The following is a 22711-nucleotide window of genomic DNA, read 5'->3' on the forward strand; positions in this document are numbered from 1 at the left end:
CCACCCGTGGGCACCCCGACATGCCGCAGAACGCGGCCACCGCCCCCTCGAAGACCCCGATATGCCGCACTCGGCGGCCCAGCTGGAGCCGGGACCCAGGGGTGGCCGGCGACAGGGCGGCCACGGGCCGTCCCGCTCGGTACGGCGAAAGGCCCGCCTCCCGAGGGAGGCGGGCCTTTCACGGGGAACGGGTCGGAGTCAGTGCTCCGCGGTGCGGCGGGTGCCGGTGTAGTACTCGAAGAGCAGGCCGCAGGCGGCGAACACGACCGCCACCAGGCCGAGGCCGAGCAGCCAGAACTGCCAGAACACCAGGCCGAGACCGGCGACCGCGGCGGCCAGCGCCAGCCCGAAGGGCCAGTAGCTGCCCGGGCTGAAGAAGCCGATCTCGCCCGCGCCGTCGGCGATCTCGCCGTCGGCCCGGTCCTCGGGCCGCAGGTCGATGCGGCGGGAGACGAACCAGAAGAAGCCGCCGCACATCGAGCAGAGCAGGAACGACAGCAGGAGCGCGACCGTGCCGACCCACTCGACCCGGCCGGTCTCACCGGCGGTCCAGGCGCCGTACAGGACGGTCGCGAAGAGCAGGAATCCCGCGATCACCAGGAAGATACGCCACTCGGTCTTCATGCCCGCCTCCTCACTTGCTCGCGCCGGCCGAGGCCGAGTCGGGGTTGAAGTTGGCCGTGTTGCGCCGGGTGTCGAACGGCTTGGTGGTCTGGGCGTACGGCTTCTCGCCGATCGACTCGAGGGCCTCCTGCGTCGACTTGCCCGACTTCTTGGCGGCGAGGAACTGGTCGTACTTCTCCGGGGAGACGACGCGCAGCTCGAAGTTCATGAAGGCGTGGTAGCTGCCGCACAGCTCGGCGCAGCGGCCGACGTACGCGCCCTCCTGGTCGAGCTTGGAGACCTCGAAGACGTTGCGGACGTTGCCCGGCATGACGTCCCGCTTGAACAGCAGCTCCGGCACCCAGAACGAGTGGATGACGTCGCGGCTGGTCTCCTCGAACCGGATCGACCGGTCGGTCGGCAGGACCAGGATCGGGATGACCTCGCTGGTGCCGAGGGTCGAGGCGACGGTGTTGGCCTCGCGGCCCTGCCCGTCGCGGTAGTTGAACTGCCAGTTCCACTTGAACGCGACGACCTCGACGGTGACGTCCGGGTTCTTCGTGGTCTTGTCCACGTCCGTCTGCACGATGGCGGTGTAGTAGAAGAGCACCGACACGATCAGGATCGGGGCGATCGTGTAGAGGAACTCCATCGGCATGTTGTACCGGGTCTGCACCGGCAGCTCGTTGCCGCGCTTGCGGTAGCGCACCACGCACCAGAAGATCAGGCCCCACACGAACACGCCGACGGCGAGCGCCGCGATGCAGGAGGCGATCCACAGGTCGTACATGCGGTGCGACTCGGGCGAGATGCCGCCCTGCGGCCAGCCGAAGCCCCCGAACGTCTTGCCGACGTCACAGCCGGTCAGCAGGACCAGCAGCGCCGCACCCCCGAGACCGAGCCCGGCGAGTCGACCGGCACCCCGTCCCCGGCGCGCGCTGTGCCGTACGGCCGACGGCCGTACCTCCGAACTCCTTGCGACCACCTGGTCCTGCCTCCCTAGCGCGCCGTGATGGTGGCTTTCCCTCGACACCACGGCAAAGGCGTCACCGACGGTCGCAGATTACTCGACCATGACGGGCTCAACCGCCTTGGGGTCACTGTCCGCCCCCATCGGGGGGATCTTGCGCATACCGACGGGCTAGCGTGAGGACCTGTGAGCGCGAGGAGTGAGCCGGTCCTGCGAGCCCCGCAGTCGGGAACGAAAGATGACTCTGTGAGCCCTTCCCCGGTCTACCTCGACGCGGCCACCGCCGCGCCGACGCATCCGGTGGCCCGGCAGGCGCTGCTGGCCGCCCTCGACGACGGCTGGGCGGACCCGGCCCGCCTCTACGGCCAGGCCCGCCGGGCCCGCCAGCTCCTGGACGCCGCGCGCGAGGCCGCCGCGCAGGCCATCGGCGTACGCGCGGACGAGCTCTCCTTCACCCCCAGCGGTACGGCGGCGGCGCACTCGGCCGTGCTCGGCGGGTTGGCCGGCCGGCGGCGGGTCGGCGGCACGCTGGTGCACTCGGCGATCGAGCACTCGGCCGTGCTGCACGCGGCGCAGTGGCACGAGGCGCGCGGCGGCACGGCGGTGTCGGTGCCGGTGGACCGGCTGGGCCGGCTCGACCTGGACGCCTGGGCGGCGGCGGTGGGCGCCCCCGGGGTGGCGTTCGCCACGCTGATCGGCGCCAGTCACGAGGTGGGCACCGTCCAGCCGGTGCCGGCGGCGGCAGCCGCCTGCGCCGACTCGGGCGTGCCGCTGCACGTGGACGCCGCGCAACTGGTCGGCCGGGTGCCGCTGCCGGCCGGCTGGTCGGTGCTGACGGCCAGCGCGCACAAGTGGGGCGGGCCACCCGGCGTGGGGCTGCTGGTGGTCCGCAAGGGCACCCGGTGGGAGTCGCCGTGGCCGGCCGACGAGCGGGAGTCGGGGCGTACCCCCGGGGTGGTGAACCTGCCCGCGGCGGTGGCGGCGGCGGCGAGCCTGCGCGCGGCGGTGGCCGACGCGGCGGCGGAGGCGGACCGGCTGGCGCCCCTGGTGGACCGGATCCGGACCCGGGTGGCGGCCGACGTGCCGGACGTGGAGGTGGTCGGCGACCCGGTGGACCGGCTGCCGCACCTGGTCACCTTCTCCTGCCTGTACGTCGACGGGGAGGCGCTGCTGCACGCGCTGGACCGGCGCGGCTTCGCGGTCTCCTCCGGCTCGTCCTGCACCTCGTCGACGCTGCGGCCGTCGCACGTGCTGGAGGCGATGGGCGTCCTCTCGCACGGCAACGTGCGGGTGTCCCTGCACCGGGAGACCACCGAGGCGGACGTGGAGCGGTTCCTGGCCGAGCTGCCGGGGATCGTCGCCGACCTGCGCGCCGAGGCCGGGGTGACGGGCCTGTGAGCGCGAGGAGTGAGCCGGTCCTGCAAGCCCCGCAGTCGCGAACGGAGAAGGGCCTGTGAGCGCGAGGAGTGAGCCGGTCCTGCGAGCCCCGCAGTCGCGAACGGAGGCACGCCTGTGAGCGCGAGGAGTGAGCCGGTCCTGCGAGCCCCGCAGTCGCGAACGGAGAAGGGCCTGTGAGCGTGCCGGACGAGGTGCTCGACTGCCGGGGCCAGCGCTGCCCGCTGCCGGTGATCAACCTGGCCCGGCGACTGCCGGAGCTGCCGGTCGGCGCGGTGGTGCGGGTGCTCGCCGACGACCCGGCCGCCGCGGTGGACATCCCGGCCTGGTGCCGGATGCGCGGCCAGGAGTTCGTCACGGCGCACCCGAACGCCTACGACGTCCGCCGCGCCAGCTGACCCCTCGCCCGCCCGCACACGATCCCACCCCGCACGCTCAAGATCCGCGCAAGATGGGGGAAAGTGTCGCCATCCGAAGCGGTGAGGCAGCACTTTCCTCGAAAATGCCTCCTCCGCCGCCCACAGAACGACGCGGCCGGCGGGGTCAGCGGAGGTAGGCGAGGATGCCGGGGAGCGGGTCGGTGTCGACGGCCGTGTCCACGACCAGGCGCGGGCCGACGTAGGGCTCGTACTCGGCCCGGCGGACCAGGGTCTGCTCCCAGGTGGGGAAGTGCTCGTCCGGCTGTCGGGCCTCGACCCGGCGGCGGTGCTCCGCCTCGTCGCCGCAGTGCACCTCGACCACCCGCAGCGGCACCCCGGCCCGCTCGGCCAGGTCGTGCCAGAGCCCGCGGGCGCTGGCCACCGGGTTGACCGCGTCCACCACGACGCTGAGCCCGAGCCTCAACTGCACCTCGGCCAGCCCGGCGACGGCGTCGTACGCGGCCATTCCCGGCACGTCGCCGACCAGGCCGAAGCGGGCCATCGCCCGCTCGACCGGGTCCACGGGCAGCACCGGCGCGGACAGCGCCGCGCCGACCCGGGCGGCGAGGGTGCTCTTGCCCACACCGGGCAGGCCGGCGAAGGCCACCAGCAGGCGTCCGCCTCCGGTGGGGGCGGTGCTCACGTCGGCCGACAGCTCGGTCACGGCAGCAGGTGCGGCCGCACGTCCTCGGCGGCGGCGTCACCGTACGACTCGGCAAGGCGCTTGACGAACAGGTCGCGGCGCACCTCGTACTCCTGGCCGCCGAAGTTCTCCAGCACCAGGGTGGCGAGCAGGCAGCCGACCTGTGCGGCCCGCTCCAGGCCGACGCCCCAGTTCAGCGCGGCGAAGAAGCCGGCCCGGAAGCCGTCGCCGACACCGGTCGGGTCGACCGCCTGGATCTCCCGGGCGATCGGGACATGGATGGTGCCGATCTCCCGCCCGACGATCTCCACACCCTGCTTGCCCAGCGTGGTGACCCGCACCTTCACCCGGTCGAGCAGCTGCTCGTCGGTGAGGCCGGCCTTGCTCAGCAGCAGCGACTTCTCGTACTCGTTGGTCATCAGGTATTCCGCGCCGTCGACCAGGCCGAGCACGTCGGCGCCGTCCATCCGGGCGAGTTGCTGCGACGGGTCGGCGACGAACGGGTAGCCCCGCACCCGGCACTCGGCCGAGTGCCGGACCATCGCGGCCGGGTCGTTGGCGCTGACCAGCACCAGGTCCAGGCCGCCGAGCCGCTGGGCGACCGGGGCCAGCTCGATGTTGCGGGCCTCGCTCATCGCGCCGGCGTAGAACGAGGCGATCTGGCACATGTCGGTGTCGGTGGTGCAGACGAAGCGGGCGGTGTGCGCCACCTCGCTGACATGCACCGAGTCGCAGTCGACGCCGTGCCGCTCCAGCCAGGAGCGGTAGTCGGCGAAGTCCGCGCCGACCGCGCCCAGCAGCACCGGGCGCAGCCCCAGCTGGGCCATGCCGAAGGCGATGTTGGCGGCGGTGCCGCCGCGCCGGAGGACCAGTTCGTCGACCAGGAAGGAGAGCGAGACCTTGTCCAGCTGGTCGGCGATGAGCTGGTCGGCGAAGCGACCCGGGAAGCTCATCAGGTGGTCGGTCGCGATCGAGCCGGTCACGGCGATCTTCATGTCAACCCTCGTGGTCGGGAGCACGGCGCGGTCAGCCTACCGGTCGGACTGGTACGCCGGTCACCGGTCGGTGGAGAACCGGTCGCCGAGCGCACATCCGGACGTCGCCGTCCGGACACCCGAGCGGGTACGACAAACGGCGGACCGCCCCGGATGGGGGCGATCCGCCGTCGGGTCAGCTCGGCGCGCCGGACCGCTCGGTCCGGGCCCGGCCGGCGGGACTCAGCTGAACGAGTCGCCGCAGGCGCAGGAGTTGCCGGCGTTCGGGTTGTCGATGGTGAAGCCCTGGGCGTCGATCCGGTCGGCGAAGTCGATCGTCGCACCGGCCAGGTAGGGCGCGCTCATCCGGTCGACGACCACCTCGACGCCGCCGAAGTCGCTGACGACGTCACCGTCGAGCGAACGCTCGTCGAAGAAGAGCTGGTACCGCAGGCCGGAGCAGCCGCCCGGCTGCACCGCGACCCGGAGCCGCAGGTCGTCGCGGCCCTCCTGCTCGATCAGGGCCTTGACCTTCTCCGCCGCGACGTCGGTGAGGACGATGGACGTAGGGGCCTGGGCCTCGGTCGACTCGGTCTGCGCTGGCGTGGTCACGTGGAAATCTCCCTGCGCGGTATGGGTCCGGACGTCACGGCCAACGTAGCGCGTCGGCCGGTGATTCCCGGTGTGGTCCAGATCCGATCGTACGCCGCGCCGACCGAGGTCACCTCCGGTGGCGTGCCGGTCGCGGTGCTCAGCGGCTCCACTGCCGGGCCAGTCGGGCGCCGAGCGCGCGCAGCCCTTCGGCGGGGCGACCCATCGCCGCCTCCAGCCCGCCGTGCTCCTCCCCGCCGAAGTGCTCCACCAGGCTGTACGCGTCGGTCACCCCGGCGGCGGCGGCCTCCCGGCGGCCGGTGCCGACCCGTCCGGCGAGCACCACGCAGGGCACCCCGCGGTCCCGGGCCGCCCCGGCCACCCCGGCGACCACCTTGCCGCGCAGCGACTGGTGGTCGAAGGATCCCTCGCCGGTGACCACCAGGTCGCAGGAGTCCAGCGCGGCCTCCAGCCCGATCGCCCGGGTGACGAGGTCGATCCCCGACTCGCAGCGGCCGCCGAGGGCCAGGATCGCCGCGCCGAGGCCGCCGGCGGCGCCACCGCCGGGCAGCGCGCCCAGCCCGGGCGGGCAGCCCGGCAGGTCGCGTTCCAGCACGGCCGCCCAGCGCTCCAGCGCGGCGTCGAGCAGCAGGACGTCGGCCCGGTCGGCGCCCTTCTGCGGGCCGTAGACGTTGCTGGCGCCGTGCAGGCCGAGCAGCGGGTTGTCGACGTCGGTGGCGGCGACCAGGACGGCGTCGCGCAGCCGGGGCGCGCCGTCCAGCGCGGCCACCGCGCCCAGCGCCGCCCCGCCGTACGGCAGGGCCGTGCCGGCGGCGTCGAGCGGGGTGGCCCCCAGCGCGGTGAGCAGTCCGGCGCCGCCGTCGTTGGTGGCGGAGCCGCCCAGCCCGACCACCACCGTCCGGGCGCCGGCCTCCACCGCCGCGGTGACCAGGGCGCCCAGCCCGTACGACGTGGTGGCCTTCGGGTCGCGTTCGGCGGCGGTGAGCAGGTGCAGGCCGCAGGCCTGGGCGCTCTCCAGGTAGGCGGTGCCGTCGTCGGTGACCAGGATCTCACCGGCTACCGGCCGGCCGAGCGGGTCGACGGTGGGCACCGGCAGCCGGCGCCCGCCGAGGGCGTCGGCGAGCACGGCGACGAAGCCCGGTCCCCCGTCGGCCAGCGGCCGGACGACCAGGTCGTCGGCGGGGGCCACCTCCCGCCATCCCTGGGCCACGGCGGCGGCCACCGCCGGGGCGTCCAGGGTGCCGGCGAACTTGTCCGGGCAGAGCAGCACGCGCATGCCGAGCAGTGTGGCAGCACACACCGGCGACGGCTGCGCGGCGGCGGCGCTGTGGGACCATGGGGGCGTGACTTCGACCTGGGTTGAGCCCTCCAACACCGCCACTGCGCTGCTGCTCCTCGGCCGCGGCAGCGATCCCGCCACCGAGCGTGGCGTGGAGTGTCCGGGTGACCTGCCGGCGCCGAGCGACCCGGACCTGGTGGCCCGCGCGGCGGCGGCCAAGGCCGCGCTCGGCACGAAGGTTTTCGTGCTGGGCCACCACTACCAGCGCGACGAGGTGATCCAGTTCGCCGACGTGACCGGCGACTCGTTCAAGCTGGCCCGGGAGGCGGCGGCCCGGCCCGACGCGGAGTACATCGTCTTCTGCGGCGTGCACTTCATGGCGGAGAGCGCCGACATCCTCACCTCCGACGCGCAGAAGGTGATCCTGCCGGACCTGGCGGCCGGCTGCTCGATGGCCGACATGGCCGTGCTGTCCCAGGTCGAGACCGCCTGGGACGTGCTGACCGAGCTGGGCGTCGCCGCCGACACCGTCCCGGTGACGTACATGAACTCCTCGGCGGACATCAAGGGCTTCGTCGGCCGGCACGGCGGGGTGGTCTGCACCTCGTCGAACGCCAAGCGCGCCCTGGACTGGGCGTTCGAGCAGGGCCAGAAGGTGCTCTTCCTCCCCGACCAACACCTGGGCCGCAACACGGCGGTGCTGGAGATGGGCTTCTCGCTGGACGACTGTGTGCTCTACGACCCGCACAAGCCGAACGGCGGGCTCACCGCGGAGCAGCTGCGCGACGCCAGGATGATCCTGTGGCGCGGGCACTGCTCGGTGCACGGCCGGTTCACCCTGGACAGCGTCAACGACGTCCGGGAGCGGGTGCCGGGGGTCAACGTGCTGGTCCACCCGGAGTGCCGGCACGAGGTGGTCACCGCCGCCGACTTCGTCGGCTCCACCGAATACATCATCAAGACCATCGAGGCGGCCCCGGCCGGCTCGGCCTGGGCGGTCGGCACCGAGCTGAACCTGGTCCGTCGGCTGGCCCTGGCCCACCCGGACAAGCAGATCATGTTCCTCGACAAGGCCGTCTGCTACTGCTCGACGATGAACCGGATCGACCTGCCGCACCTGGTCTGGGCGCTGGAGGAGCTGGTCGCCGGACGGGTGGTCAACCAGATCACCGTGGATCCGGACACCGCGCACCACGCCCGGGTCGCCCTGGACCAGATGCTCGCCCTGCCGGGCGCGGACACCCCGCCGCCCACCGCACGCTGATCACCCTCGGTGACGACCTGACACGGAAACGTACCGGACACCCCAATTAACGTCGTCCGGGTGATGTGACCGGGTCCATTCTCGTCACCGAGGGCTATGCTGCCTCAGGCGACGACACGTGCGGGCCGTTTTCACCTGGCCGCATTCCGGGTAGCGATACAGATCGCGGGCCCCACCCCTCACACGGCACCACCCGACGCGCTGGAGGTTGCGTTGACCGACGACGTACTTGTCGTACACGGAGGTACCCCGCTCGAAGGGCGGATCCGGGTTCGCGGCGCGAAGAACCTGGTCTCCAAGGCGATGGTCGCGGCCCTGCTGGGCGACAGCCCAAGCCGGCTGTTCGACGTGCCGCGCATCCGCGACGTCGAGGTGGTCCGGGGCCTGCTCGGCCTGCACGGGGTCAAGGTCACCGACGGCGACGAGGACGGCGAGCTGGTCTTCGACCCGGCCAACGTCGAGAGCGCCAGCACCGACCAGATCAACGTGCACGCGGGTTCCAGCCGGATCCCGATCCTGTTCTGCGGCCCGCTGCTGCACCGCCTCGGGCACGCGTTCATCCCGGACCTGGGCGGCTGCCACATCGGCCCCCGGCCGATCGACTTCCACATGCAGGCGCTGCGCGAGTTCGGCGCGGTCGTCGAGAAGACGCCCGAGGGCCTGCACCTGACCGCGCCGAACGGGCTGCACGGCACCAAGTTCTCGCTGCCGTACCCGAGCGTAGGCGCCACCGAGCAGGTGCTGCTCACCGCGGTGATGGCCAAGGGCGTCACCGAGCTGCGCAACGCCGCCGTCGAGCCGGAGATCATCGACCTGATCTGCATCCTGCAGAAGATGGGCGCGATCATCACCGTGCACACCGACCGGGTCATCGAGATCCAGGGCGTGCCCCGGCTCAGCGGCTACACCCACCGGCCGATCCCGGACCGGATCGAGGCGGCGAGCTGGGCGGCGGCCGCGCTGGCCACCCGTGGTCACGTCGAGGTGCTGAACGCGCAGCAGGCCGACATGATGACCTTCCTGAACATCTTCCGCTCGGTCGGTGGCGAGTACGAGGTGACCGACCTGCGTCCGCCGCGCGACGGCCGTCCCGGCCAGGAGGGCGGCATCCGGTTCTGGCACCCGGGCGGCGAGCTCAACGCGGTCGCGCTGGAGACCGACGTGCACCCCGGTTTCATGACCGACTGGCAGCAGCCCCTGGTGGTGGCCCTGACCCAGGCCCGCGGCCTGTCCATCGTCCACGAGACGGTGTACGAGCAGCGGCTGGGCTACACCGAGGCGCTGAACACGATGGGCGCCAACATCCAGGTCTACCGGGACTGCCTCGGCGGCACCCCGTGCCGGTTCGGCCGCCGCGACTTCAAGCACTCCGCGGTGATCGCCGGCCCGAGCAAGCTGCACGCGGCCGACCTGGTCATCCCCGACCTGCGGGCCGGTTTCAGCCACCTGATCGCCGCGCTGGCCGCCGAGGGCACCTCCCGGGTGTACGGCGTCGACCTGATCAACCGGGGCTACGAGGACTTCGAGAAGAAGCTCGCCGACCTCGGCGCGCACGTCGAGCGTCCGTAAGCTCACACCGTCCCTGCGCCCGGTGCACCCGCGATGTGCACCGGGCGCGGCTGGTTGGCTACCCTTGCCGGCGTGCCGTCGCTGTTTCGCCGCAAGTCAGCCGACCTCGTCGAGGAACCCGTCACCCCGGTGACCACCGACGAGGCGTCCGCCGCCCGTACCCGGGGCTACACGCCCGCCAAGGGCCGGGAGACGCCGAAGCGCCCCGGCGCCGGGCGGCGTCCGACCGCGCCCGCACGGCCGCTGACCAAGGAGGAGGCCCGGGAGCAGCGCCGCAAGGCCCGCGCCGAGGCCGCCGCCGAGTTCCGGCGGGAGGGCGGCCCGCGTGACCGGGGCCCCGAGCGCCGGCTGGCCCGGGACGTCGTCGACTCCCGGCGTACGGTCGGCACCTGGTTCTTCGGCGGCGCGCTGATCGTGCTGATCGGTTCCAACCAGGCGATGCCGGCGGTCGTCCGGCTGGTCTCCAACATCGTGTGGGGCGCGCTGGCGCTCGGCCTGGTGGTCGACTCGATCCTGATCTGCCGCAAGATCGGCAAGCTGGTCCGGGAGCGGTTCCCGCGCAGCGGTGAGCGGATGGGTTCGCTCTACCTGTACGCGATCATGCGGTCGATCACCTTCCGCCGGATGCGCGCGCCCGCCCCGCAGGTCGCCATCGGCGACAAGATCTGACCCGTTCGGCTCCGCCGGCCCCTGCCCGTACCGCGGGCGGGGGCCGCGTTCGTTGGCGACTCAGCCGCCGGTCCGGGCCTCGGGGACCGGGGCCCGGTAGAGCCGGGTGACCACGTCGTCGATCCGCGGTTCCTCGATCGAGATGTCCCGCAGGGCGGCCAGCCCGGCCAGCGCCGTCACCACCTCCGCCACCCCGGCGGACTCCAGCGCGTACACCAGGCGGCGGCCGTCGGCCTCCACGCCGACCAGCGGCGCGCCGGGCGGCGCCGGCGCCTCGGCCAGGGCGGCGTCCAGCTCGGCGACGACCAGCCGGCGGGAGCCGTACCGGCGGTGCAGCTCGGCGATCGAGCCGTCGTGCACCACCCGCCCGTGGTCGATCACCACCAGCCGGTGGCAGAGCCGCTCGATGTCGGCCAGGTCGTGGGTGGTGAGCACCAGGGTGGTGTCACCGGCGCGGCCCAGCTCGGCGAGGAAGTCCCGGACGGCCTGCCTGCTGACCACGTCCAACCCGATGGTCGGCTCGTCCAGGAAGAGCACCTCGGGGCCGTGCAGCAGGGCGGCGGTCAGCTCGCCGCGCATCCGCTGGCCGAGCGACAGCTGCCGGACCGGGACGTCCAGGAAGCCGTCGAGGTCGAGCAGGTCGCGGCAGCGGCGCAGCCGGGCGGCGTGCTCGGCGGCCGGCACCCGGTAGACGTGCCGGAGCAGGTCGAACGAGTCCCGCAACGGCAGGTCCCACCAGAGCTGCGAGCGCTGCCCGAAGACCACCCCGATCCGCAGCGCCAGCCGGGTCCGGTCCGGCACCGGGCGCAGCCCGCAGACGCGTACCTCCCCCGCCGACGGGGTCAGCACCCCGGTCAGCATCTTCAGGGTGGTGGACTTGCCCGCGCCGTTGGGGCCGATGTAGCCGAGCATCTCGCCCCGCTCGACCCGCAGGTCGATGCCGTCCACGGCGGTGACGGTCCGCTTCGTGCGGCGCAGCCGGCCCGCCTTCACCCGGACCGTGAACTCCTTGCGCAGTCCGGCCATCTCGATCACGTTCATGACCCCGTACTCCGGTAGTGGCGGATCCCGGCGCGCCAGGCCGCGGCCGCGCCGGCGGCGGCGACCAGCGCCACGCCGGGCGCAGCCCAGCCGGCCCAGGCCGGCAGGCCGAGCGGGTCGGCCCGGCCGAGCAGCGCCAGCGCCGGGTGGTAACTGACGAAGGCGAACCCCATCCCGTACGCGAAGAGCGCCCGGAACCAGCCGCCGTAGACGGTGACCGGATAGGTGGTGAAGTCCTTGCCACCGTAGGTGAGGGAGTTGGCCAGCTCGCCGGAGTCGATCCAGTGGAACGAGACCGTCGCCGTGGCGACGAAGATCGAGCCGAAGAACACGACCCCGGCCAGCGGGGCGACGACCACCAACGCCAGCCGGGCGGGCGTCCAGTCGATCCCGGCCGAGCCGACGGCGACGACCAGCACCGCCAGCCCGAACAGCACCCGGGACACCTTGCGCACCGGCAGGTCCATCAGCAGCAGCTGCGGCAGCGCGCCCAGCGGTCGGACCAGCACCGCGTCGAACAGGCCGGTACGCACGTACCGGGGCAGCCGCTCGACGTTGCCGACCAGCAGGTCGGCGGCGGCGAAGGCGAAGGCCGACAGGCCGACCATCACCAGCGCCTCGCGCAGGGTGAACCCACCCACATCCCGGGCCACCCCGAAGATCACCAGCACCGTGACCAGGTCGAACAGGGTCGCCCCGACGTTGCCCACCAGGTCCACCACGAACGAGATCCGGTATGTGGCCTGCGACCGGGCCTGCGCGCCCAGCAGCGCGCGGTACGCGGCGAGCCGTCCCAGTCGCGGTTCGGGGCGTGGGACGGTCCCGAGCACCGGCTCAGCCACCCTGCACCACCATCCGCCGTTCGGCCCGGCGCTGCACCACCCGGCACAGCGCCAGGACCGCCACCGCCCAGCCGGCCTGCACCGCGACCAGGCCGAGTTGCGTCGGGAGTGGATCCCGCTCGACCAGCACGTCCAGCGGCGTCTGGAACAGGCTCGGGAACGGGGTGGCGACCCACAGCGGACGCAGCACCGCGTCCGGGAGGAAGCGCAACGGGAAGTAGAGCCCGGAGAGCACCCCCGAGGCGAACGTCCAGAGGATCATCGGGCCGCGCACGTCGTGCAGCCAGTACGCGGTGGTGTTGACCAGGTACCGGCAGCCGAAGCAGAGCACCACGGCGATCACCACCGAGCAGCCGAACAGAGGCACGGTGGCCGCCCGTCCGGGCAGGTGGACGCTGAAGACCAGTGATCCGACCAGGACCGGCGGCACCGCGCGGGAAACCGCGGCCCAGCCGGCCCGGCCCAGGTCGGTGGCGAGGTAACTGGTCACCGGGTTGATCGGGCGGAGCAGATCGGCGGCGATCTCCCCGGTGCGGATCCGGTCCGCCACATCCGACCAGAAACCGAGCAGGATCATCGCGAACAGGCCCTGACCGGCCCAGACGAAGGTGGCCAGCTGTTCCCGGGTGTACCCGGCGGCGGTCCCGCCGGGTCCGGCCACCGCGAGGAAGACGTAGCAGTGGAGGAAGCCGAAGACGGTGTTGGTGACCACTCCCGCCACCGCCGCCTGCCGGTAGGTGGCGTAGCGGCGAAAGCCGGACCCGGCTATTGCGCAGAATGTCCGAATCCATAGGATAACGTTTGTGCCCGTGGGTCGCGCCACAGTGGCGGTGAAGGAACCCACGCCGTTACCCTCCATCCGCAGCCAGACCCGGCCGGAACGAGCGACTCTACCGCCGGTCCCGGTGCCGGGGCGCGACAATTTCCAACGAGGTGACACCGCCGTGAGCGAGCGACGCGAGCCGGCTACAGGTTCGGTCGTGAGCCGGCGACCAGGACCGAGCGCCGCCACAGCCGGCGAGGTTTCCCGATGAGCGGCTACGACCGCTGGCGCGACCTGGGCGGCCCTTCCTGGGCGGAGGAGCCGACCCACGAGTGGCAGCCGCAGTTCCCCGGGCAGCGCTATCCGGGCGACATCGGCGCCCGTCCCGCACCTCCGGCAGCCGCCCGGGCCCGCGCCGTCGTCGGTCGGGCCGAGGTGCAGCCGGTGAGCCCCGCCGCCGGTGACGCGTACCCCGGCGGCCCGGTGACCGACGAGCGCCGCGCCGCTCCCGACGGGCGGCGCAGCTGGGACGAACGCCGCTCGGCGCGTTCCGCCGAGGCGCCGCACCCGACGGCGGAGCGCCGCGGCACAGGGGACGGCCGGCCGACCCTCGACCGGCGACGGGACCGGACCGACCAGCACGCCGAGCCGGACGGGCGACGCGGCTGGACGGACCGGCGTGCCGCCGACCCCGGGCAACCGCAGCCGGGAGACCAGTTCACCGGCCGACGCGCGGACCACGCCCGGCCCGAGCAGCACGGACCGGAGTGGACGGTGGACCGGGACCGGGCCGCCGGCTGGCACGGCGGCCGGGAGTCCGACCCGCGCCGGGACCGTCCCGCGGCCGGGCACTGGGCCCGTCCCGAGACCGCCGGACACCCGGCCGCGCCCGGGCCGCTCCGGGGCGAGCCGGGCTGGCTGCCCGAGCCGGAGGAGGCCGCCCGGCACCCGCGCAACCACGACCGACCGGCCCGCCCGGAGTACGCCCCGGACGGCACCGCCGGCCGGGCCGACGGGTGGGACCGACAGCAGCCCCGCCCGGCCGACGGCCGTCCGGCCCCCGAGCGGGACGGTGGGCTGCGCTGGCCGGAGCCGGGCCCGATCCGCCCCGGACGTCCGTACGACAACGGCGGGCGGCCCGGCCCGGGGCAGCCCGGGACCGGGGACCGTGGCGCGCCGGGACCGCGCCGGCCCGGCGAGTGGCCGGCCCCCGGCTGGGAGCGGGGCCGCACCGGATCCGCGGCCCCGCCGGACGACAGCCGCCACCCGACCGACGAGCGGCGGGTCGACGACCGTCGCGGTCCCGAGCCGCGCCCCACCGACGGGCGCCCACCGCTCACGCCGGGTGGCCGCCCACCGATGGACCGCCCCGGGTACGCCCCGGACACCCGGCCGGTGGAACAGCCCGCCGACGATCGCGGCCGGTACCGGCCCGACCAGGCCGGAGCCCGACCGCGCCCCGAGCCGGAGTACCCCCGGTCCCGGCCCGGACCAGCGCCCGGCTACCCGCCGGCGGCGCAGCATCCGGGCGCCGGGGCGGGCCGTCCCCACCCGGACCAGCGGCGTCCCGACGAGCGCTGGGCCGAGGAGCGTCGACCCGAACAGCAGCGGCCCGACCAGCGCTGGGCCGAGGAGCGTCGGTCCGAGCAGCGGCGTCCCGAGGAGGCCCGGCCGGAGACGCACCGGCCGGCCCGACCGGTGGAGCACGCCGCCGGGCCCGGGTCCGACGGTCGGCCTCGCCCCGACCAGCGAACCGGGGTCGGTCCACGTGGGCCCGTCCACCCGGATCAGCAACCGCCGGTGCCCGGCCCGTACGGCGCCAGCGGCCGCTCCCGGGCCGAGCAGTTCGCCGACGTCCCGCCGGTACGCCCCACCTCCGCGCCCCCGTTCCCGGTCTCGGGCGCTCCGGTGTCGGGTGTCCCGACGTCCGGCGCACCCGTATCCGGCGCACCCGTAGCCGGCGTTCCTGTGTCCGGCGCACCCGTGTCCGGCGCACCCGTGTCCGCGGCACCCGTGTCCGGCGTTCCTGTGTCCGGCGCACCCGTATCCGGCGCACCCGTGTCCGGCGCACCCGTGTCCGCGGCACCCGTGCCCGGCGTTCCTGTGTCCGGCGCACCCGTGTCCGGGGCGCCGGTCTCCAGGGCGCCGGTCTCCGGGGCGCCGGTCTCCGGCGGGCCCGGCTCGGCGGCGGTCGCTCCGCAGCGGCCGTCCGACCGGGTGGGTGAGCCCTCCGCCCAGCCGCCGCGAGGTGGGACCCCACCGGAGGACCAGGGACCGCCCGCGGCCCGGCTGCGGGTCGAGTTCCTGCCCGCGCCCGAGCCCGGTCCAGGCGCGGACGACCGGCCCGGCCCGGACGCCGCCCCGACCGGGCCCACGGTGGAAGCGACCACGCCGACACCGGCCGACCTCCCGGCACCGGCCGACCTCCCGGCACGGGCCGACTCCGACGCGGCGGTCACCTCCGCCTGGGCCCATGCCCCGGCGCCGGCCACCTCCGGCCCGACGTCCACCTCCGGCCCGACGTCCACTTCCGACTCGACGCCCGCCCCCGACTCGACGATCTCGCCCACACCGGCCGACGCCCAGCCGCCGGTCGAGGCCGAGGCGGCGTCCGCTGGCCGGGGACCGTCCGAAACCGACGACCCGCGGCCTGCAGCGCCGGTTCCGCCGGCCGGTCCGACCGCCGCGCCGACGCCGGTGCCCAGCGTCACGCCGGTCGTACCGGTCTCCGGGCCACCGGCCTACCCCGACCCGTCACCGCAGGCCGGGCCACCGGCCACGACGGACGCCGGGCCCTACCCGGGGCCGGCACCGTACGCGGGAGCATCGCCGTACGCGGGCGTGTCGCCACGCCTCGACCCGTCGCTGCGACCGCCGTCGCCGGCCACCCCGCCCGCCCGTCCCGACCAGGTGACCGGTTCGCCCGTCGAGGCGTCGGCGGATCCACAGCCGGCGACCGGGCCGTCCACGCCTGACCAGCCGGAGGCCGGGTCGGAGCCGGTGGGCGTACCGACCACCTCGGCGGGACAGGACGCTCCCGCCGTCGCCCGACAGGCCGACAGAGGCGGCACCACGGCCCCCGTGGAGCCGGCGAACGGTCCCACCGACACGGCGCCGCCCACCACGACCGCGCCGGACGACGTCCCGCCGACGTCCCCCGACCACCGGGGAGGTCACCCCGACGGGCCGGTGCCCACCGATGCCACGCCGCCCCCGGCGAGCAGGCCGCTCCCGTCGACCGCTCCGGCGGAGCCGTCCCGGCCGAGCGAGCCGGACAGCCGCCGCACCGACCCGGCGGGCGAGCGGACCGACTCCCCCGCCGCACCCGGCGCCGTCCCGGCACCCTCCGACACCGTCACGACCGCCACCGGACCCGTGACGGAGAACTCCGCCACCACCACCCCCGAACCCGAGACGGCGACCCCCACCACCACACCCGAACCCGACCCGACGCCCTCCGGCGCCGTCACCACCCCAGGGGCCGCCCCGGCCGCCCCCGGCACCGTCACGACCATGCCGCAGCAGGTGGTGTCGGACTCTCCGGCGGCCTGGCCCGCCCCGCCCGCGGAGGACGACGACGCCGGCGCCTGGTTCCGACCGCGCCGCCCGACGCCCGCCGCCCCGACACCGGCCCCGCCCGTCGCCGACTCCGCCCCGCCGGCGGGCCCCGCCTCCACCGTCGCCGGCGCGTCCGGACCCGAGCCGGCCCGCACCACCGGCCCGTACCCGGGCGGCCCCGACGACACGGCCGACGCAACGGCCGGCGGGGCGACCGTCGGCGGGCAGCCGGCCGACCTGCCGCCGGGCACCGGCGAAGAGCCGGCCGGACCGGACCAGCCCGGCGACGACACCGCCCACGCCGACGAACCCCGTCCGGCCGGCCCGGACTCGAACGCCCCGGCCGGTGCCCCCGCGCCGAGTGACGATGCGCCGCCGGCCGTACGGGCCACCGAAGGCGTCGACGTGCCGTCCCCGGCGGCGGGCCGCCCCGAGCCGGTCGCACCGCGCCCGGAGACCGAGATCCAGCCGGCCGAGGCCACCGCTGTCCCGCGTCCGGCACCGGAGATCCCGCCGCCCGGGCCGGCCAACGGGCACCCGTCACCGCCGGACCGGTCGGCCACGCCCGAGGCCGACCGACCCTCGGCGGGTCCGGCCGAGGACGCGGTCAGCCCGGCCCGCGCCGGTTCGCCCGGCGTTCCCCGCCCGGCGGCGCCACCCGTGGCCGAGGAGGCGCCGGCGCCCGAGCGGCAACCGTCCGGCGGTACGCGCCCCGCGCCCGACCCGCGCCGGCCCGACGACCCCCGACCCGACGTACGGCAGCAGGACCCCGAGCAGGTGCTCGCCGGCCTCCGGTTCCGCCTCGACCCGCAGACCCTGCGGGAGGAGCCCGGCGATCCGGAGCTGCTGCGTACGGTCCGTGACCGGCTCACCGCCAAGCTGGGCGCCGCCCTGGACAACCCGTCGCGGGCCCGACTGCTCAGCCTGCGGGCGGTGGTGTCGCGGATCCTCGGCAACCTCGACGACGCGTTGGCCGACGGCCGGCTGGCCCTCACGTACGCGGAGATCACCGGCGAGTTGCGGCGGACCGCGCTGGCCCGCGCCCGGCTGGCCCAGGTGCTGCGCTGGCGGGGCGAGTACGCCGAGGCCGACCGCCTGTACGTCGAGGCGAACTCGCCCGAGCTGCCCGGCCGGCTGCGCGCCGCCCTGCACGAGCACGCCGCCCGCTGCGCCTACGACCAGGGACGGTTCATCGAGGCGTGCGACCACTTCGAGCGGGCCCTCGACCTGGGTCACGACGCCGATCAGGAGCTGGTCGCCCGGGTCCGGGTCGGGCTGGACGCGGTCCGGGACCGGATCGCCGCGGCGGGCTTCGGGCCGTTCCCGCGGGACCGGGAGGAGATCCTGCGCAGCTCCCGCTCCCCCGTGCCGGTCTTCGACGGGCAGCGGGAGCGGTGGGGGTACGCCGACGCGGACGGCGAGTTGGTGATCGCCGGCGAGTACGCCGAGGCGCGGCCCTTCCACGAGGGCCTGGCCTGGGTACGCCGGCCCGAGGCCACCCGCTGGGCGCTGATCGACGAGACCGGGGCGGTACGCATCGAGTCGAACAACGGCTACCGGGCGGTCGGACCGTTCTCCCAGGGGCTGGCCTGGGTGTCGATGGACGGCACCGGCAACTGGATGGCCGTGGACCCGACCAACATCGTGCAGATCCCGCCCGGCTTCTCCGACGTACGCCCGTTCTCCGGCGGGGTGGCGGCCGTGCGGCGGGGTGGCTGGGGCGCGGTGGACCGGGCCGGCCGGCTGGTGGTGCCGACCCGGCACCAGGGGTTCGTCACCGCGCTGGCCGACGGTCGGCCCGTCGACGGCTTCACCGAGGAGGGGCTGGCCGTGGTCGAGTCGGACGGCCGTCGGGGCGTGGTGGACCGGACCGGCCGGGTGCTGGTGGAGCCGGTCTGGCCGGCGCTGCTGATCCACCCGGTGGCGTTCCTGGTGGCCGACGGCGGCGGCCGGTGGGGCGCGCTGGACCGGCGGGGCGAGCCGCTGATCGACCCGGCGCACCCGGGCCGGGCGGAGGTGCTGGCGGAGATCGACCGGCTGCTCGCCGACGCCACTCCGGTGCTCTGAGCCGGCCACCCCGGTGCGCTGAGCCCGTCCGGCGGGGTCGGCCGGGCGGGACTAGGGTCGGGGCATGGAATTCCGTCACCTGGGCCGCTCGGGCCTGATGGTCAGCGAGATCTCGTACGGCAACTGGATCACCCACGGGTCGCAGGTCGAGGAGGACGCGGCGTTCGCCTGCGTCCGGGCCGCGCTGGACGCCGGGATCACCACCTTCGACACCGCCGACGTGTACGCCGGCACCCGCGCCGAGGACGTCCTCGGCCGGGCCCTGCAGGGTGAGCGGCGCGAGGGCCTCGAGATCTTCACGAAGGTCTACTGGCCGACCGGTCCGGGCCGCAACGACCGCGGCCTGTCCCGCAAGCACATCATGGAGTCGATCGACGGTTCGCTGCGCCGGCTGCGTACCGACCACGTGGACCTCTACCAGGCCCACCGGTACGACTACAGCACGCCGCTGGAGGAGACGATGGAGGCCTTCGCCGACGTCGTGCGCTCCGGCAAGGCGCACTACATCGGCGTCTCGGAGTGGAAGGCGTCGCAGCTCCGCGAGGCCCACGAGCTGGCCCGTGAGCTGCGCATCCCGCTGGTGTCGAACCAACCTCAGTATTCGATGCTGTGGCGGGTGATCGAGACCGAGGTGGTGCCGGCCAGCGAGGAGCTGGGCATCGGCCAGATCGTCTGGTCGCCGATGGCGCAGGGCGTGCTGTCCGGCAAGTACCTTCCGGGCCAGCCGCCGCCGGCCGGTTCCCGGGCCACCGACGAGAAGTCGGGCGCGGGCTTCATCGCCCAGTGGCTCAACGACGACGTGCTGACCCGGGTGCAGCGGCTCAAGCCGCTCGCCGAGCAGGCCGGGCTGACCATGGCGCAGCTGGCCGTCGCCTGGGTGCTGCAGAACCCGAACGTCTCCTCGGCGATCGTCGGCGCGTCCCGCCCGGAGCAGGTGCACGACAACGTGAAGGCCGCCGGCGTGAAGCTGGACGCCGACCTGCTCAAGAAGATCGACGAGATCGTCGAGCCGGTCACCGAGCGCGACGCCGCGAAGACCGAGTCCCCGGCCGAACGCCCGTAGGTGCGCCGGGGCCCCTTCCTGACGGACATCCGTCGAGCAGGGGCCCCGGTCCGGCTACTCCCAGAAGCGGATGAGGTCGAGGCCGTCGCGGTAGAGACCGGGCGGCAGCCCGAGCGCGTCGGCGAGGGTGAAGATGGCGCCGAAGAAGGCGCCGCCGATGCGCGGGTTCCACAGCAGCGCGAAGAGCACGATGAAGCCGTACGGCGCGAAGAGGTCGTACATCCGGCGCCACTGCGGGTTGAGCCACGGCTGGATCATGTTGCCGCCGTCCAGGCCCGGCACCGGCAGCAGGTTCAGCACGCTCGCGGTGAGCTGGAGGAAGGCCAGCAGGGCCAGCCCGGCCCAGAACTCCCCCGACCCGCCCCCGCCGGCGAGGCCGAGCCGCAGCGCCGCCACCAGCAGCAGGGTGAACAGCACGTTGGTGGCGGGGCCGGCCAGGCTGACCAGGGTGTGCCGCAACCGCCCCGGGATGGCGTGCCGGTCCACCCACACCGCGCCGCCGGGCAGCCCGATTCCGCCGAGCAGCACCACCAGCACCGGCAGCGCGATGGACAGCAGCGGGTGGGTGTACTTGAACGGGTTGAGCGTCAGGTATCCCCGGTGGGCGATGTCCCGGTCCCCGGCCCGGTAGGCGACCACGGCGTGGGCGTACTCGTGCAGGCAGAGCGAGACCAGCCAGCCGGAGACCACGAACAGGAACACGTCGAGGCGGACGTTGCCGAAGCGGTGCCACGCCATGACGCCGCTGGTGACCAGGAGCGCCACCAGCGCGAGGAAGACCGGGCTGGGCCGGAACGCCGCCCGGGGCACACCGAGCACCAGCGGCTCGCCCGGACGGTCGTACGCCATCACTCCGCCGTGGGCAGCAGGCTCATCCGGTAGTCGACCCGGTCGTCCTCGACGAGCGCGACCGAGGTGACGCCGGACGCCGCGAGCTCGCGCCAGGCCTGGCCGATCCAGGACTCGGCGTCCGCCTGGCTGCTGAACGTCTCCGCCGGCCCGTCCACCGACTCGCCGTTCGTGCCCTCGTACCGCCAGCTCCACGCCATGCCGCGTCTCCCCTCGCCGCCGTCGTCCCCGTGGGACGAAAACCTCCGCAAGCGTAGTCGGCCGCTCGCCGAACGGCCCGGCCCACCACGTCCGGAGGTGGATCAACGTCGGTACGGTGGCCCGGTGCTGACTCGTGGCGTGGTGCTCGGCGACCGTTACCTGCTCGGCGAACGCATCGCCACCGGCGGGATGGGCGCGGTCTGGCGGTGCACCGACACGCTGCTGGGCCGCGAGGTGGCGGTGAAGGTGCTGCTGCCGTCGCTGGTGGCCGACCCGGAGTTCACCGCCCGCTTCCACGCCGAGGCGCGGATGCTGGCCGCGCTGCGGCACCCCGGCATCGTGGCGGTGCACGACTTCGGCTCGGCGACGCTCGCCGACGGCAGCCGGGTCAGCTACCTGGTGATGGAGTACGTCGACGGTGAGCCGCTGACCACCTGGGTACGCCGGGCCGGCCGCCTCGACCCGGCCTCGACCATGTCGGTGGTGTCCCAGGCGGCGCGGGCGCTGCACGCCGCGCACGCGGCGGGGATCGTGCACCGCGACGTCAAGCCGGGCAACCTGCTGGTGAAGCGGGACGGCAGCGTCGTGCTTGTCGACTTCGGCATCGCCCGGTCCACCGCGATGGCCGGGCTCACCGCCGCCCACATGGTCCTCGGCACCGCCTCCTACATGTCGCCGGAGCAGGCCGATGGCCGGCCGGTCTCCCCGGTCACCGACGTCTACGCCCTCGGCGCGGTGGCGTACTACTGCCTGGCCGGCCGGCCGCCCTTCGAGGGCGACAACCCGCTGGCGGTGGCGATGCGGCACGCGCAGGACGAGCCGCCGCCGCTGCCCGGCGACACCCCGCCGGCGGTGGTCGACGTGGTGCGGCGGGCGCTGGCGAAGCGCCCCGCGGACCGGCACTCCAGCGCCGCGGCCTTGGCCGACGCGGCGCAGGACGCCCGGGACGCCACCCTCGCGGTGCTGCCCTTGCCGCCCCGCCCGCCGTGGGCGGTCCCCGGCCCGGCCGCCGCCGAGCGCCCGGCCGCCGCCGAGCACCCGGCCGCGCCGGGAATCCCGCCGCGTCCGCCCGCCGAGCACCCGGCCGCGCCCCGGCCGGGCGGCGAGCCGCCGACCGCCGGGCCGACGGTGGAGCGGCCCCGGCCCGGGCGGACGCGACGGTTGGCGCTGGCCGGCGCGGCGGGGGTCGTGCTGATCGCCCTGGTGGCGCTGGTGGCCGTGCTGCGCCCCGACGATCCGGGTGACAAGGCGGCCGCGCTGACCGGCGGGTCGCTGACCGCCGCACCGACCCGTACTGGCGGCGGGCCGACGAAGGCGCGACCGACGTCGGCCGGCACCGGCCGGCCGGCCGCCTCGGCGAGCGCCCGCCCGTCCCGGTCGGCCACGACGGACCCGGCCACGACCGGCGTGCCGGCCCGGCCGAGCGGCACCGCCCCGACCACCGCCGCCCCGACCACCGCGCCGGCGACGAGCGCCCCGGCGACCGGGCCGACCACCGGCCCCGCCAGCCCGAGCGCCGGCGGCGACCGGCCCAACCCGTACACGGCCGAGCAGGCGTGCGGCGCGGGCTACCAGGTGATCGACTCGGCGGACCTGGTCGCGGCGGGCGCCCGGCAGGGCACGGTCTACCTGCTGTACGCCGCGGGCAGCGGCACCAACTGCACGGTCACCCTGAAGTCGTCGGACGTCGGCACCGCCACCGCCGCCTCGGCCTGGCTGGAGGTGCAGGGTGGCAGCCGCAGCACGGACCGGGGCGCGTTCGCGTACTACGCCGGGCCGGTGCGGGCCGACGCCGCCGGGGAGTGCGTGCGCTGGGGCGGTTCGGTCGGCGACGTCGCCTACGACAGCCCGTTCGAGCACTGCGGCTGAGCGCGCGGTCAGGCGTACCGGGGCGGTCCGCCGACGCCCGGAGCACGGTGGGCCGGGGCCC

Annotated in this window: 19 protein-coding genes; 8 read left to right on the forward strand and 11 right to left on the reverse strand. The window is 74.9% G+C overall.

Going from position 1 to position 22711, the window contains the following annotated elements; genetic code table 11:
• Positions 1–198 precede the first annotated feature (198 nt).
• Positions 199–624, reverse strand: a complete 426-nt coding sequence (locus tag GA0074704_RS23080; protein WP_088972434.1) for a cytochrome c oxidase subunit 4 — start codon at positions 622–624, stop codon at positions 199–201.
• Between the two features lie 10 nt (positions 625–634).
• The gene (ctaC, locus tag GA0074704_RS23085; protein WP_088972435.1) at positions 635–1588 is read right to left on the reverse strand and encodes an aa3-type cytochrome oxidase subunit II; all 954 of its coding nucleotides are present in this window, start codon (positions 1586–1588) and stop codon (positions 635–637) included.
• Between the two features lie 231 nt (positions 1589–1819).
• Here ctaC and GA0074704_RS23090 point away from each other — a divergent pair, with 231 nt between their 5' ends.
• Together GA0074704_RS23090 and GA0074704_RS23095 are read left to right on the forward strand one after the other, a co-directional pair.
• Entirely contained in the window at positions 1820–2971 is a 1152-nt protein-coding gene (locus GA0074704_RS23090; RefSeq protein WP_088972436.1) for a cysteine desulfurase family protein, read from the forward strand.
• 173 nt (positions 2972–3144) lie between these two features.
• Positions 3145–3366 carry a sulfurtransferase TusA family protein gene (locus GA0074704_RS23095; RefSeq protein WP_088972437.1) on the forward strand — a complete coding sequence of 74 codons (222 nt, stop codon included), beginning with the start codon at positions 3145–3147 and terminating at the stop codon, positions 3364–3366.
• 145 nt (positions 3367–3511) lie between these two features.
• Here the strand turns inward: GA0074704_RS23095 and GA0074704_RS23100 are convergent, their stop codons facing one another.
• The 4 genes from GA0074704_RS23100 to GA0074704_RS23115 form a co-directional block, all read right to left on the reverse strand.
• A complete protein-coding gene (locus GA0074704_RS23100) occupies positions 3512–4051 on the reverse strand; it encodes an AAA family ATPase (RefSeq protein WP_088972438.1) in 540 nt (179 codons plus the stop codon).
• Positions 4048–5025, reverse strand: a complete 978-nt coding sequence (locus tag GA0074704_RS23105) for a carbohydrate kinase family protein (protein WP_088972439.1) — start codon at positions 5023–5025, stop codon at positions 4048–4050. Before GA0074704_RS23105 ends, GA0074704_RS23100 begins: the two co-directional genes overlap by 4 nt.
• Positions 5026–5247: 222 nt before the next feature.
• Positions 5248–5616 carry an iron-sulfur cluster insertion protein ErpA gene (gene erpA, locus GA0074704_RS23110; RefSeq protein WP_088972440.1) on the reverse strand — a complete coding sequence of 123 codons (369 nt, stop codon included), beginning with the start codon at positions 5614–5616 and terminating at the stop codon, positions 5248–5250.
• A 139-nt stretch (positions 5617–5755) separates the two neighbouring features.
• Positions 5756–6892 carry a glycerate kinase family protein gene (locus tag GA0074704_RS23115; RefSeq protein ID WP_088972441.1) on the reverse strand — a complete coding sequence of 379 codons (1137 nt, stop codon included), beginning with the start codon at positions 6890–6892 and terminating at the stop codon, positions 5756–5758.
• Between the two features lie 67 nt (positions 6893–6959).
• Here GA0074704_RS23115 and nadA point away from each other — a divergent pair, with 67 nt between their 5' ends.
• The 3 genes from nadA (at position 6960) to GA0074704_RS23130 (ending at position 10397) form a co-directional block, all read left to right on the forward strand.
• On the forward strand, positions 6960–8159 hold the full coding sequence (nadA, locus tag GA0074704_RS23120; protein WP_088972442.1) for a quinolinate synthase NadA: 1200 nt from the start codon (positions 6960–6962) through the stop codon (positions 8157–8159).
• A 213-nt stretch (positions 8160–8372) separates the two neighbouring features.
• Positions 8373–9728 carry a UDP-N-acetylglucosamine 1-carboxyvinyltransferase gene (gene murA / locus GA0074704_RS23125; protein ID WP_088972443.1) on the forward strand — a complete coding sequence of 452 codons (1356 nt, stop codon included), beginning with the start codon at positions 8373–8375 and terminating at the stop codon, positions 9726–9728.
• A gap of 33 nt (positions 9729–9761) precedes the next feature.
• Complete coding sequence (locus GA0074704_RS23130; protein WP_088972444.1) at positions 9762–10397, forward strand: DUF3043 domain-containing protein; 636 nt, start codon at positions 9762–9764, stop codon at positions 10395–10397.
• 60 nt (positions 10398–10457) lie between these two features.
• Here the strand turns inward: GA0074704_RS23130 and GA0074704_RS23135 are convergent, their stop codons facing one another.
• Genes GA0074704_RS23135 through GA0074704_RS23145 form a run of 3 tightly spaced genes read right to left on the reverse strand, consistent with a single transcriptional unit; the run spans position 10458 to position 13124 of the window.
• A complete protein-coding gene (locus tag GA0074704_RS23135) occupies positions 10458–11438 on the reverse strand; it encodes an ABC transporter ATP-binding protein (protein WP_088972445.1) in 981 nt (326 codons plus the stop codon).
• Complete coding sequence (locus GA0074704_RS23140) at positions 11435–12280, reverse strand: ABC transporter permease (RefSeq protein WP_377470689.1); 846 nt, start codon at positions 12278–12280, stop codon at positions 11435–11437. The genes GA0074704_RS23135 and GA0074704_RS23140 overlap by 4 nt, the downstream gene beginning before the upstream one ends.
• Positions 12273–13124 (reverse strand): ABC transporter permease, encoded by an 852-nt coding sequence (locus tag GA0074704_RS23145; RefSeq protein ID WP_088973910.1) that lies wholly within the window; start codon positions 13122–13124, stop codon positions 12273–12275. The genes GA0074704_RS23140 and GA0074704_RS23145 overlap by 8 nt, the downstream gene beginning before the upstream one ends.
• Positions 13125–13310: 186 nt before the next feature.
• On the opposite strand from GA0074704_RS23145, the gene GA0074704_RS29540 reads away from it, so the two are divergent.
• Entirely contained in the window at positions 13311–18668 is a 5358-nt protein-coding gene (locus GA0074704_RS29540; protein ID WP_269458907.1) for a WG repeat-containing protein, read from the forward strand.
• A gap of 64 nt (positions 18669–18732) precedes the next feature.
• The gene (locus tag GA0074704_RS23155; protein WP_088972446.1) at positions 18733–19731 is read left to right on the forward strand and encodes an aldo/keto reductase family protein; all 999 of its coding nucleotides are present in this window, start codon (positions 18733–18735) and stop codon (positions 19729–19731) included.
• A gap of 54 nt (positions 19732–19785) precedes the next feature.
• Here the strand turns inward: GA0074704_RS23155 and GA0074704_RS23160 are convergent, their stop codons facing one another.
• Together GA0074704_RS23160 and GA0074704_RS23165 are read right to left on the reverse strand one after the other, a co-directional pair.
• Positions 19786–20580 (reverse strand): site-2 protease family protein, encoded by a 795-nt coding sequence (locus tag GA0074704_RS23160; RefSeq protein ID WP_088972447.1) that lies wholly within the window; start codon positions 20578–20580, stop codon positions 19786–19788.
• Entirely contained in the window at positions 20580–20780 is a 201-nt protein-coding gene (locus tag GA0074704_RS23165; protein WP_088972448.1) for a hypothetical protein, read from the reverse strand. Before GA0074704_RS23165 ends, GA0074704_RS23160 begins: the two co-directional genes overlap by 1 nt.
• 124 nt (positions 20781–20904) lie before the next feature.
• Between GA0074704_RS23165 and GA0074704_RS23170 the strand changes: the two genes are divergently transcribed.
• The gene (locus tag GA0074704_RS23170) at positions 20905–22650 is read left to right on the forward strand and encodes a serine/threonine-protein kinase (protein ID WP_231926656.1); all 1746 of its coding nucleotides are present in this window, start codon (positions 20905–20907) and stop codon (positions 22648–22650) included.
• The last annotated feature ends 61 nt before the right edge of the window (positions 22651–22711 follow it).

The sequence above is a fragment of the Micromonospora siamensis genome, assembly GCF_900090305.1.
GTDB lineage: Bacteria > Actinomycetota > Actinomycetes > Mycobacteriales > Micromonosporaceae > Micromonospora > Micromonospora siamensis.